Raw genomic sequence first — 13121 nt, 5'->3', positions numbered from 1 at the left:
CTCATGTCGTCGGTAGGTCAAGTAGGTGCTCAGGCGGCGAGCTCCAGGGGTGCCGCGAAAGCACGATCGGGGTCGAATAGCGTGCGGCGTTGCAGGCAGTGATAGAGGCAGCCGAGCAGTTTGTTGAACAAGTTCCTGAGAGCTGCAGTATGGCGCTCTCCACCAGCGCGCCGCCGGTCGTAGTGGGCGCGTGGAGCCTGCGTGCGAAGGGCTGCGAAGGCCCACATGTGCCCGGCTGAGGCCAGGCGCTGGTTCTTGACGGTCCGTGCGACCACTACGTGGCTTCGCCCGGAGGCCCGGGTGATAGGGGCCGCTCCCGCGTACGCCTTCATGGCGCGGGCATCCGCAAAGCGTTCGCGGTCATCTCCGAGCTCGGCGAGAACTCGCGCTCCGGAAAGCACAGACAGCCCAGGGAAGCTGGTGATGATCTCGGCATCTGGGTGCGCGAGGAATGCCTCCTCCGTCGCCGCCGCGAGCTGAGCGACGCTGTTGCATGAGGCATCGAGCTGGCGGATGAGCGCTACTGCCTGGTGCCCCAGGGCCTGCTCGACCTGCGGCAGCTGCCTCAGGTAGTCCGCGCGGAAGATTGCCCGAAGCCGCTCGACCTCAGCCTCGATTCCGCAGCGCGGACGCTCGCCCCGCTTGAGCAACGCACGCAGCTGGCTGCGGGAGAGTACGGCAGCGTCGGCCGGCGTCGGTGCAGCGGTGAGAATCACGCGGGCACGTGGCGAGTCGAGTCCCGGTTTGCCGGGGCCATGGAAGGCTATGAGAGCGGCTGGATAGTACTCGCGCAGGTGCGACCGGAGCCGGTTCATCATCTGCTGCCGGTCCCAGATGGCGTCCTGGTGAGCGCGGGCCAGGACAGCGACGGCCTGCCCGGCCTCGCTGTCGTCGGGTAGGGGGCGGTGGGCGTGCCGGTCGGTTCGAAGGACATTTGCTAGAACACGGGCGTCCGCTGCATCGGACTTGGCTCGGGAGACGCTGGCGCGATCGCGGTAGCGGGCCGCGGCCAGGGGGTTGATTGCGTAGACCTGTCGGCCCGTTGCCCGCAGGCCGGCGACTAGGAGGCCGCGTGGCGTCTCGATCGCAACGGGGATCGGATGCTCTGCGGAGTCGCCATGCCTGGTCAAGAGTTCGATCAGTGCGTGGAAGCCGGCACTGTCGTCGCTGATCCGTAGCTTGGCGACCTGGGATCCGTCCTGGTCGACCAGGGCTATGTCGTGGTGTCCCTCCGCCCAGTCAATTCCACAGAAGATCTCGCTCAACACTGTGCCTCCGTCTCAACCTGCAGGTCGATCCCATGCGGAGCACGCGGCGCTCTAATAGAAGTGCTCTGGGCACGCCATCTCATGAGCCGTTCGTGTCTCCAGCGACCGGCAGGGACCTCGGTCTGTTGGAGAGCTCATCGGCTCGCGAACTGTTGAGAGGTCGGCCCCTGCCGGCGGGCTGAGAACATGAAAGCTGGTGATATTCGAGCCTCTGCCGGGCGGGACCGGTCTTTGACGAGAGGTCAAGGCCACGGAACTACCGAAGGTCTCCGCCCGGCAGGGCGCGGGCGAGGCAGGGCCGGCCTGACCGGAGGGATCCGGGCCTCGACCTCGCCTGGTGGCCCTTGCACTCACGCGCCTGGGTCACCGATGACCTATTAGAACTACCGGTACTCCACCAACCATCAGGTCGTCATCGACGCCGACACCCGCCTGGTCGTCGTGGTCGGCCGGCCGCTCGCCGGGAACCGCAACGACTGCAAGGCCTGGGAGGAATCCGGCGCCAAGGCCGCGGTCGGAAGGACCACGACGATCGCCGATGGCGGCTACCCGGGCACCGGACTCGTCATCCCGCACCGCCGCCGCAAGGGCGAAGACCTGCCCGAGTGGAAAGAAGTGCACAACACGTCCCACAAGCAGGTCCGTGCCCGGGTCGAGCACGTCTTCGCCCGTATGAAGACCTGGAAGACCCTCCGCGACTGCCGCCTCAAAGGCGACGGAGTCCACCACGCCATGCTCGGCATCGCCCGCATGCACAACCTCGCCCTCGCCGGATAGGCAAGCGGCCCGCACCGCGATCGACCGCCCCGGCGACTCAAAGATCATTTACGGGACAAGTCTTAGGAATGGTTTGTGGCAGGACTCGAGGTCATGACGGATGTTCAGATCGCACTCGCGTCCGAAGTGGACGATGTCGAGCGCCACCCCTGCCCGCGCTGTAGCGCATTGTCAGGTTCACCCTGCTGCTCGCGCTCCGGCGCGGTCGCCGGCACCTACCACACCGGCCGCTTCACGAAGGTGCCCCGACTCTCGAAACTCGGGGACTGGCAGCAGACAGGGACATCGAGCGGAACCTGCTCGTACAACGGCACATCCGGCGTGTCCAGTGTGACCCATGTAGAAGGCATCAAGGGGTGACCGTCCCCTCGGTCAGCAAGCCCGGCGAAGGCCCTTGAGCGTTCTTCGCCGGGCGTTCCGGCGTCCTCGCAACCGGAACCCTCTGCCCGGGAGCCTCGTCTTGCTCTCAGGAATAGCAGCCGATGAACGGAGGCGCATGATGGCCAGCGATCGTTCCAGTACCAAGACCCCGTACAGCCGACCTGGCCGCCGATTCCGGCGCGTATCCGCTGCGGCCGCAATCTCCGTCCTGGCAGCCGTCCTGGTGGGCTGCGGCGGTGGTGGCGGGCCGGATGCGGGTCCGACGTTCCGGGCATCGCAGCCCACCAGAGAGGGCAGGGAAGCCAGTCAGGACGTAAAGGACTTCCATGCGTACCTGGCCACCCATGAGGGCACGAAAGATCTCACGATGATCGATATTTGGGCCATAAGCGAGACAGCCGACTCCGGTTCCAATCCGTACTCGAAGATCGTCACCGGGTTCAACTTCCACGGGAAGGAAAGTCTGCAGGGCGAGGCGGAGACGGCTGCTCTTGAGAAGGTGGAAAGGTTGGCGGAGGCATTCGCGGCCTGGCGTACCGGAGTGGGTCAGGAACACGGCATGGTGAGGATCAACGGCCCGATCGGCAGAAGCGTGGCGGAGGAAACCTGGTAGGGCGCCTGGCTGCCGACGGGCCGGTAGCCAGGTCGTGGAAGCCGGCCCCCCAACTCCTCCAGGCCCTGGCCGCCCTGGCGAAGAGCCGCGGTGCGGACGAGCTGGCCGACGATCTCGATCTGATGTCTCGTCCGCTGTGCCTGGAACCGTTGGATGCCGTGCTGCCGCAGGACGGAACCCGCCCCCGGCCCCGCTCCGGCGAGGTCCCCGGCCCCGCCCGGCCCGCTGGCCCCTGCCTCCGCCCGCTTCCATCCGCGGGCCGCCGCCTCCGACAGCGAGTCGTACCCGCCGGAGTTGAGAACTGGGCCTACCCGAGGGGTGGGCCTGCACGTGATCGAGCAGGGCATCGACACCGGGCCGAGGCGTGAGTTCATGAATCCCGAAGTCGGCGAAACTCACAGGTCAGCGCGCTGACAGGCGCCAGAGCGCTCCCCTCGCCCGAGAATCAGTCAACTGGCTCCGCAGCGTCTCCGCAGGTGAAGGGCGATTACACGGAGCTACTCGCCACTTGGTGGGAGCTCTACGAGAACTGGGCCGTGGCCGGGGCCGTCGCGACGGTGGAGGCCCTGGTGCCCGAGGACGACGGGTCGGCCGAGGCGGCGATGCGCGCGAAGTTCGGCCTGCGCTACAACACCGTGCGCCCGTTCCTGTCTCTGCTGGGCGAGGCGGAGGCACTGGACGCGGCCCCGGCCGGGCGGCACATCCTCAAGAGAGTGCGCCGCGGGCGGAGATCTCGGCGAACTTTTCCCTCTCGTCCGAAGGCTCGCCGGAGATTTCCCGATCACCTACGGGTGCGGGTGGGGAGATACCGAGTTCGATATCCGTGGCCATGGCGATTCGCCTGCTTCTCGGAGTGAGTGCGGTGTGCCTGTCGCCACGGGGAGTGTTCCACTCGACCACGATCGAAGCGACAGTGCCTCGAATCCATTCGGCTGAAGCCGTATCAATTCCATGACGCCCCCTCCAGAGGTGCTGTTCAACCCGCATTCCAACTCGCACTCTGCCTTCCAAGGGACGTGATTAAGCTTCCTCAGGCCAGTCGTACACGGTGCATTCCACCGCCGGGTTCCGTACGCCCTTGAGCTTGACGTCCGTCGTCGGCTCGACCGCGAAGCGGTGGACGGGGTCGTTCACCAGGCGGAGGGTAGGGGTGCCTGCGCCCTCCGCCAGGTGCGAGGCGATGACGAGGGTGTAGTTCGTGCCCTCCGACCAGGCCCGTACGAACTCCGCCCGGGTCAGGGACAGCTCGCCCGGCACTGCCTGTCCGTGGGCCTTGATCTCGTAGTAGCGCCCGGCCGAATCGACCGCGTCGGTTCCCAGTCCCGAGACGCCCCGCTGTTCCTCCAGCGTGAGGCCCTGCTCCTGCAGGATCCGGCCGAGGGCCCTGAGGGTCAGTTCCTCCTTGTCGTGGTCGGCGTAGGCGCGGGGAGGAGCCTGGTTGTGGAGTGGGGCTCCGCCCGCCCTGGGGCGGGGGAGCGGGATTCCGTACGGTGCTTCGCGCGGTGAACCGTGCGGAGGGGGAGGGGCGATGCCGGGGCGCGGCGGTGTGCCGTCCCGGACGACGACCTTGCGGGGCAGGGCTTCGAACACGGCCCCGTCCACCAGAGTGCGGGCGGCGGCCTGCTGCTGCGGACCGGCCGCCGGAGAGGGAGTCGGAGAGGGAGTCGTAGGCGCAGGCGGGAAGACAGCGGGGGAGAGGGGCCCGGCCGCCGCGGCGCGCTGCTCGGGGGGCTTGGGACCCGGCCGCGAAGCAGGGACGGGGGGAATCTGCTGTGCCCGCCGGTGGAGTTGTTCGGCCAGGCGTTGCCGTTCCTCGCGGTCCCGCTGCTCGGCGGAGACGAGTGCGGTCCCGGGATTCGACTCCACCAGGCCTTCCTCCCAGATGTCGCGCCAGGCGTGACCCACGCGGGAGCGTTGTCCCGCGAAGTGGGCGGCGATGGCCGCTCCCGCCCCCGGCTTGGTGCGCAGCGCCTCGGGGTGTGCCAGGAACAGGGTGCCGCGATCGCGGTCGATGTGTGCGTCGGCGGAGAACTCGACGGTTCCGTGGCTGCCGCCCGGCTCGAGGCGGATCGTCAGGCCGGGGCGCAGCCGTACGTCCAGGCCCGCCAGCCAGTTCCACCCGGTGAAGGCTTCCGCGGTTTCCGGCTCGTCGCGTACGAGGAGGTCCTGCAGGGCGACCACTCCGCTGCGGAAGTCCTCGGTGAGGGTGGCATCGGCGGGCCCGCCCTCGCTGGGCAGGCCCTCCGCGGACAGGTCCCCTGCGGACAGGTCCCCGGCGCCGGCGGTGCCCGGGACCTCGGCGTTCGCCACCTCCAGGGGCGTGACGTGCAGCAGCCCGAGGAGGGCGGTGAACTGGAGGACGTTTCCTCCCGGCTTCCACAGCGGAAGGCGATTTCCCAGGGACCGTTCGACCGCGGGGTCGGTCACCGCGAACACCTGCCGGCCCTTGGTCCTCCTCACCCAGCCGGCCGTGGTCCACAGCGGCAGACCGCGCAGCTTGCTCCGCAATCCCGGGTCCACGGGCCGGTGAGCACCGGACAGCAGGTCCCGTAGGCGGCGCAGGGCGTAGAGCATGACCTGCTGGCCGTCCGCATCGGGCGCGTCACCGGATCCGGCGATCTCCCTCAGAACGTCGACCAGCTCGCCCGCCCCGGGCTCGGCCATGTACAGGACCCGCCACACCGGATCCAGGTCCTCGCCGGTCAGGGCGAAGGCGCGGAACCCACGGAGGATCGCCGGCCCGCGGAAGCACTCGCGGGACTTCTTCCAGCCCCGGTCGGTCAGTACGAGGTCCTCGCCCCGGAACTCGTGGCGGACCTTCTCCTCCACCGCTGCCTGTGACGTGTCGGCGGAGCGGTGCGTCAGACGCCGGGCCAGGGCTCGGTAGACCAGAAGTGCCTCCGCCTGCAGGCCCTCCGGTACCTCGGCGGCGTCCTCGCAGCGTTTGCGGAGCTCGCGCAGCCGCTGTGCCAGACGCGGTACGTCGGGGTCACCGGAGACCCCGAGTTCGGTGAGGACGTCCTGCCTCGTGGCCAGGGCCCGTTGGATCTCGGGGTGCAGGTAGTTGGGGTCCTCCTGTCCGTAGAGGGCTTCCGTGTCCGGCGTACGCAGGGTGAGTTCGGCGGGTGGACACAGCTCGCCCCGGCTGTTCTCCAGCCAGGCGGTGTCCCGGAGCCGCCACACCCACAGGGCTGCCGTCTGCCCCTTGTCGTTCCACCGCTGATAGCCATGGGCCATACGGACCTTGGCCTGGTCCTCACTGGTCAGTGGTCCGGCGAGGGTGCGCAGGAGGGCCGCCGTGCGGCGACGGCGTTCCTTCTGTTCCTTCTCGGCGACGATGTGCGCGACCACGGCGAGGAGGTCCTCGCTGACCAGGTCGTCGAGCGTGAAGCCGGCACCCGCACGGTACATCTGCGTCCATCGGCCCTTGACGAACCACATGCAGTCGCGCTTCAGCCCGAGGCGGGTGTCTCCTGAGTACACCTTGGTGTACGCGTAGTGGTGCTCCGGTTTCACGGGGGTCAGGCGAGGAGTGTCCGCCGCGCCCAGCAGCCGCAGGAAGGCCGTCCTGCTCAGACCGCCGGCCTCGCCGGCGGACAGCAGCGAGCGCGCGTAGGACCGGTGCACCCATACGAGGCCGGGAGTCCGGCGGGCGGCCGTCGCGAACCGGTCTCCGTCGGTGCTCTGCAACGCCTGGGGGAGATACGCGTGGTGGGGCCGCACCCGACGGGACTGCTCGGCGCCTTCGGCATCGTAGGAGATGCCCTCGAGGACGACGGCGCGGCCGATGCCCGGACCGAGAGGATCGCGCACCGTCTTGGGCGTCCCGGCCAGGGCGCGCTGCAGGGCGACGAGCCGCTCGGCCGACGTCGGCTCGCCGGCTTCGGAGAGGCGCCCGCCGGCTTCGCCGAAGCCGGAGGCGATCCTCAGCAGGGCTGCCGTGTCGTCGCGGCTCACCAGGCAGCCACGGCTCTTCAGCCATTCGACGACCCGCTTCGCCCCGAGGCCGTCGTCCTCGTAGGCGGGATGGAGATCCAGGACGATGCCGAGGACGTCCAGCGGCCCGGCGGCCCCTGCGATCGCGAAGGCGTTCTTCTTGCCCCGCGGCTGCAGCCGGAGCCCGTCGGCGGTGACCACGCAGGGGTGCAGGGAGAGCTGGAACCCGAGGCCGGAGTCGAGGGCGACCGCGCTGAGGCGGACGAGCTGTTCGGGGGTCTGCTGTTCCTCGGCGAAGAGGCCGAGCGCGTCGACGACCCGTACCTCCGGGATCAGGTCCGCTCCCGAGACCCGCCAGTCCGCGAGGACCTGCCGCCAGCGGCCGCCGCCGTCACGGGCGGCGGCGGGGAAGGAGTACGGGACCCCGCCCAGCCGCGCGACGTCCGCGTCGGCGAGTACCCCCGCCAGGGCGGTTTCCTCGGCCGCGAAGTCGGCCAGCGGCGCGCTCCGCCCGGTCTCGGGGACCGTCAGGGTGAGTTCGGCGGCGAGCGACCGACGGGCCCGGGCGAGCAGCTCGGCCAGGATCCGTTCCTCGATCCGGCCCTGGACCCGGTCCTCGATCCGGTCCTGGCTCCGGTCCTGGATCCGTTCCGGCGGCGCGGAGCCCGTCGGCGGGGGCAGGGGGACCAGGTGCCATGCGGTGGGATCCACCCGCTCCAGGACGTCCCGGACCCCTGCCGCCCAGAGGTCGGCTACGACAGGGACCAGCTGTGCGTTGAGGCGGCTGCCGGCGAAGCCCTCGCGGCTGGCCACGGGGTCGAACTGGGCGTGGACGCGGGCGGCCACGCCCAGCGGGGCCACGGGCAGGCCCGCGTGGACACTGCCCTGCGCACGCGGGCCCCGCGCCTGCGGGCCGAGGGGGAGTGCGACCCCCACGGGCACGGTCGCTCCGAGTGCCTTGTGATGGCGTACCCAGTCGGGGCGGGGCGGTACCTCCACCGTGTACACGCGCCACAGGGCCCCGTCGGCCGTCCGGGCGTGCTGCACCTTTACCTCGTGCTCGGCGCCGTCCACCGGGAACCGCTGCGTTGTCACGTCCTCCCAGGACAGCGCCAGTACGGTGGCGCTGCCGCCCGCCTTCACCTCGATGCGTTCGATGCTGCGCAGGAAGAGGAGGGAGGCGTCGCTCCAGCTCTCGAACCACTGCAGAAGCTCCTCGGGAGGCAGCACCCCGGGCTCCAGAGGGATGCGGAAGACGGTCCAACCGGGGCCGGCGATCTCCACGGGCAGTTCCGGCGCCGGGACGGGCTCGAGCGTCAGGTCCACGAAGCGCACGTGGAAGGGGTGACAGTGGGCTTCCCAGGTCGTGGACAGGGCCCGGAGCGTGGACAGTCCGATGCCGAAGCGCCCGGTGCTCCTGGCGTCGGTCTTCTTGCCGCTGAGCCAGGGCTGGCTGAGCAGGAGGACGTCGCCCAGGCGCAGCCCGCCACCGTCGTGCGCGACCAGCAGCGCGTCCGGGTGGCGCAGGAACCGCAGCTGCCGGGCTCCGGCGTCGTCGGCGTTCTGCACGAACTCGGAGAGGAACTGCAGGGGGTTGGTCGACAGCGTCTCCGCGCCTTCCTGCGCGCCTTCCGCCATCTGGAGGTGTACGCCGAGACCTCCCCGCAGCCCCTCGTCGAGGAGACGAATGGCGCGGTCCGCTTCCTGAACGGTCGACACCTCCGCCTCCGTATGCGCGCGCGCATCCTTCAGAAGTGCGCGTACCGCGCCCATGAGAGCGTCGTCGCCCATGCTCGTGTCCCCACCCCTTGGTGCCGTCCGTACGAGGGCAAGCCTGGTGGGCCGGTGAGGTTCCTGGTCACCGAGCGGGTGTGATCCGGACAACGTCCGAGGCGCCGGACGACGATGGCGGGGCGGCCGCTCACGTAGTGCGGCGGGGCTGGGGGCGTAGGGGAGTCGGTCATCAGGCTCCGGGCGGTGTGCTGAACGCGGCGGAAACCGGTTCCTGATGCCTCCTGAATGTCAGCCCCGGGTGGTATGTGCCCGACACGTCGGACTCCGGGGGCTTGTCACGCCAGATGATTGCCGCTGGAGGGTTTCGTCCGGGAGATGTCCTGAAGACGTCTCCGTGCCCAAGGCGGTCTCCCTCGCAGCCTGAGCAGGGCCTGGCCGCCGCCGGTCTCGGCCAGGCCGCCTGACCCGGCCGCAGTCAAGAATCGCTTTCCCGTAATGCGTCAGTCAGGAGGCGGATCTGCGCAGGGTCTCCTGGGTTGATCAGCATGTCCAGACCGGTGGGAACGATTTCGGGCAGCATGCTTCCCAGTACCGATACCCAGTGAACCCCGGCCAGCCGGCGCTTGTGTATCGCGGCAGTGACAACCGCCACGCACGGCACTCCGTCTGGCGATGGCCCTACCATGAGGCGATCGGGCCCCTCGCATGCGAGCTCCACAACGGTGTTCCGGAGCGTTGACAAGAGCTGATCGCCGATACCTTCTCCTTGGCCGGATGCGACCAGGCACAGTAGTTCGTGCATCGGGTCGGTAGGCGTTGACTTGTCGTCAGGTATGTAGTGGGGATTCGGTATGAACGGCCCGGCTCTCCCCTCTTCGTCGAGTTGCCAGCCGCCGACCATCGCATCGGTGGGCAGGCTGTCCGTCGGCGCGCTGGGTTCCCAGTTCGGCTTGGGAAGCAGGAGCCAGCCGTCTTGTTGGATCGCCCTCGCCATCGGCTCTGCCCAGTGCTCTTGGGCCCTTTCGTCGGATACTCGGTTGTAGATGCCGGGCCTTTCAGCAGATCGGATCTCGGCGATGAGGCTGTTGACCGTGGCGAGGACGGAGTGCTGCTCGGCGGGGTCGTCGGCAGGAAAGCGCGTGAGGAGGACGGCGGATTCCTCTGCGGCGGACAGGGCCTCGGCCGGGCGGAGCCGACGCAGGTTCAGCGCGACGAGGTAGAGGGCTGCGGCGACGCCGCCCGGGTAGTGGCGGGACGGCGATTCGCGGAACAGAGCGCGCCAGAGGGCGGCGGCCTCTCGCGCTGCGGTGGTCGCCTGTTCCGCTTGGCCGGTGTCCGTCAGCTTGGCCGCGAGGCGGCGCAGGGCGAGGGCGAGTTGGTCGCGGTGGTCGGCGGCACTGTCCCGGGCAGCGCAGCGACGCCAGGTTCGGACCGCCTCCCGGCCGATGTCCACGGCTTCCTGCCGCCGTTCCAGGTTCCACAGCGCCTCGGACAGGATCTTCGCCGTGACGGCGAGGCCGAGTTCGTGCCCGGCGGGGTCGTCCTGCGCAAGGTGGCGATAGGTCTCGGCTGTCCGCTCCAGCACACGCACAGCCTGAGGCCGGGCCAGTCGGCGGTAGGGATCACCGTCCTCGCGCGGATCGAGGTCGGCGAGCATGGCGGTCATGGTGATGAGCGCGCCTCCCAAGCTCGCTGCGAGGGGGTGATCTCCCTCCACCCATATTTCCCGGGCCGCTTCGTCCAGGTAGGCCAAGGCTTCGTCCCACTGACCCGTCCTGGCCAGGAGGACGCTCGCTTCGACCAGCACACCGAGGACGTCGGACCGTCCTATGGTGTCGTCCCCTGCGTACGAGATCTCGTCCGACGTTCTGAGGAGGTGGATGATGGCGCGATGCACGGTGAGCACGTCCTCCGAACCTGCAGAGGCATCGAGCATGCCGTAGAGGCCGGTCAGGGCTGTCAGCAGCGCGGGTCCGCGACCGGAGGTGTCGCCGAGGGCCAGTCGGCTCAGCACTTCCACCGCCGTGCCGCGCCCCGTCGTCGCACCGGTGGCCCGTTCCTGCATCCACACGAAGCTGATCGCGTGGGCCATGACCTCGTACCAGGGATCCTTGTGCCGGCCCGCTTGTGGTCCTCGGCCGCTGAGCTCCGCGGCCTCGCTGAGCGCGTCGATGGCTTCCTCGGCCCGCTCCAGCCTCAGCAGCACCGACCCCTGGGTGGAGAGCGCGAAGACCAAGTGCTCTATGTGTTTCTCCGGGTCCTCGTGAGCCATCCGGCGGGCGATGCCGACCGCCTCATCGGCCAGAGCCCTTGCCTGCTCGGGGTGCGCTCCGGCCAGGGCTACGGCAGAGGCCACCAGCGCATAGGGCAGCTGGTGAGCCCATTCGTCGGGCTCCTCGTCCGCCAGGTGGCGGACCATGTCGACCACCTCCAGCGCCGTGGCCATCGCCAGGTCGGACGGTCCCAGCCGCGGCACGAGGAAGGTGGCCACAGTCAGCGCCGCGACCAGGTCATCTCGGTGCTCGGCAGGGTTCTCCGCTGCCAGTCGGCGGTATACCTCAGTGGCGTCCCGGAACGCTGCCGCTGCCTGATCGAGCCGTTCCGCGTCGGCCGTGAGGTTCTCGTGAGGCTTCCGTGTCCAGGGTTTCAGGTCCGCGAACACCAGCGCCACGGCCAGTTTGAACGACGACTCGGCGAAGGCGGCTTCGAAAGCCTGAGGGGCCGAGGCGGCCAGCTCGCGATACAGCCGCGTGGCCTCCGCGAATGCGGGAGCGGCCTTCTCGGCCCGGTCTGCCTGTTCGAGTCGCTGCCCCAGCTTGTGGTGGATCCGGGCGCGTTCGGCGGGGTCGGTGGTCGCCGACAGCCGGGGCGGGGCGAGGCGTTCGGTGAGGTCGGCCGCGGCCGCGGCGAGCTCGTCGTAGCTGCCGACGTCGTTTGGCAGGCGCGCGTCGAGGTTTTCCAACGTGGCGAGCAGATGGGGCCAGCGGCGGCTGGCGGCAGTGAGGAAGACGAGGGCCCGGGGGGCGTAGGACGGCAGACCGTTGCGGCTGTCTCCGTCCCGGCCGACACCGTTTTCGGAGCCGGCGGACTCGGCCGCAGGCAGCAGGAGTTCGGGGATGCCGACGGCCCAGGGATCGGCGGCGTGGTCGGGGAGGTGGTGGCCCGGAAGGGAGAGCGCCAGGAAGTCCTCGGCGAGGCGATCGGGGTAGAGAGGTTCCAGGACGGTGCCGGAGGCGCCGGGTGGGTAGCAGTAGGCGTGGTCGGTGAGCAGGCGGTCCGCATCGGCATCGAGTGCGGCCGTCTTGAGCGCTGCCTTCGCCTCCCGGTAGGGGAGCGGTCCGGTGAGCGCCGCCACGAAGGCGGCGCGGGAGATCTCCTCCCTGGTGCTACCGAGCGCCCCGGTCTCGTGCAGCGTGTGCCAGTGCCGGCGTTCCCGGTCCAGCAGGTAGGCGGTCAGGCCGGCCATATCCGGCGCCATGGCCGCGGTGGCGGCATGGGCGTGGCGGTCCACGGCCACCAGTGCGGCCATGTGTACCGCGAGTATCAACCCGAAGTCCGGTCCGCTCAGTCCTTCGGGGAGCTCAATGGCGTACGCGGGCACGCTGTAGAGGGCGGCGAAGGCATCGCGCGCGGCGAGGAACATGCCGTGGCGCTCGCTGTCGCCGACCCGGCCGTCGCCATCGTCCAGGGGCGGCAGGGCACGTGTCGAGGCATCGGCCTGGAGGTCGGCGATGGATGCGCGTACAGCGGGCCAGGCATCTCGGCCACGGGCCAGCAGTAGCACGCGCGCCTGATCCGTGGCCCGGTGCAGGATCGAGTTGCTGAGCAGCCATGTCAGGTCGGCCACCGGCCACCGGTCGGCATAGTCGACGACCAGAAGCACACCGGCACGGGTGTCGGTGCGCAGGTCCTGGCTTCCAGGCGGCGGGTGGGCGACACCTGGGCCGCGTGCGGCCGTTGCCGCGGTCCAACCGGCGGCCTCCGACTCCTTCGCGAACTGTGCGGCCAGTCGGCTCTTGCCCTGGCCGCCCGGCGCGTGCAGCCACTGGACCGAGAGCCGTGGACCGTGATCGCGCCAGTGGCGCAGGTCGGCCAGTTCCTTCTCGCGCCCGGTGAAGGCGACGACCTCGAACCGCGAATGGAGCATGCGGCTGGGCAAATCCAGCAGCCAGGACGCGTCAGGCCGGACCTCGGGGCGCCATCGCTGAAGGACGTACAGCGGCACGCCGTCGCCGAAGACGTGGATGTCCGCGCCTATGCAGCCGTAGGCGAAGCCGTTGACCGCCTGCACGGTCTGCTGCTGGGCAGGGCTCAACGGCCCTCCCCGGTGGGCGGTGTGTCCCGGTCGTGGTGGACGATGACCCTGCTGCCCGGCCCCTGCGCCCCGACGGCGAACCCGCCGTCGCGCGCCT

General features: G+C 69.8%; 6 protein-coding genes and 1 pseudogene. 4 read left to right on the top strand and 3 right to left on the bottom strand.

Features of this window, described 5'->3' with window-relative positions; genetic code table 11:
• Positions 1–29 precede the first annotated feature (29 nt).
• Positions 30–1265 (bottom strand): IS110 family transposase, encoded by a 1236-nt coding sequence (locus OG247_RS00440; protein ID WP_327250255.1) that lies wholly within the window; start codon positions 1263–1265, stop codon positions 30–32.
• A 384-nt stretch (positions 1266–1649) separates the two neighbouring features.
• Here OG247_RS00440 and OG247_RS00435 point away from each other — a divergent pair.
• The 4 genes and pseudogenes from OG247_RS00435 to OG247_RS00420 form a co-directional block, all read left to right on the top strand.
• Positions 1650–2045 (top strand): annotated as a pseudogene (locus OG247_RS00435) (transposase); the annotation flags it as partial.
• Between the two features lie 93 nt (positions 2046–2138).
• Positions 2139–2405, top strand: coding sequence for a zinc finger domain-containing protein (locus OG247_RS00430; RefSeq protein ID WP_327250254.1), 267 nt, complete (start codon positions 2139–2141; stop codon positions 2403–2405).
• Positions 2406–2541: 136 nt separating this feature from the next.
• Positions 2542–3039 (top strand): hypothetical protein, encoded by a 498-nt coding sequence (locus tag OG247_RS00425; protein WP_327250253.1) that lies wholly within the window; start codon positions 2542–2544, stop codon positions 3037–3039.
• A 476-nt stretch (positions 3040–3515) separates the two neighbouring features.
• A complete protein-coding gene (locus OG247_RS00420; RefSeq protein ID WP_327250252.1) occupies positions 3516–3896 on the top strand; it encodes a hypothetical protein in 381 nt (126 codons plus the stop codon).
• Positions 3897–4059: 163 nt separating this feature from the next.
• On the opposite strand, the gene OG247_RS00415 is transcribed toward OG247_RS00420, so the two are convergent.
• A complete protein-coding gene (locus tag OG247_RS00415; protein ID WP_327250251.1) occupies positions 4060–8694 on the bottom strand; it encodes a sacsin N-terminal ATP-binding-like domain-containing protein in 4635 nt (1544 codons plus the stop codon).
• Between the two features lie 490 nt (positions 8695–9184).
• Positions 9185–13024, bottom strand: a complete 3840-nt coding sequence (locus OG247_RS00410) for a type VII secretion system-associated protein (protein WP_327250250.1) — start codon at positions 13022–13024, stop codon at positions 9185–9187.
• Between the last annotated feature and the right edge of the window lie 97 nt (positions 13025–13121).

This window comes from Streptomyces sp. NBC_01244 (assembly GCF_035987325.1).
Taxonomy (GTDB): Bacteria; Actinomycetota; Actinomycetes; order Streptomycetales; family Streptomycetaceae; genus Streptomyces.
Note: the sequence above shows the minus strand (reverse complement) of the source record. Positions and strands in the feature narration are given on the sequence as shown.

Bases quoted from the DNA above. Each gene is read 5' to 3' on its own strand.
- OG247_RS00430 (WP_327250254.1), top strand. From the start codon at position 2,139: ATGACGGATGTTCAGATCGCACTCGCGTCCGAAGTGGACGATGTCGAG.
- OG247_RS00425 (WP_327250253.1), top strand. From the start codon at position 2,542: ATGATGGCCAGCGATCGTTCCAGTACCAAGACCCCGTACAGCCGACCT.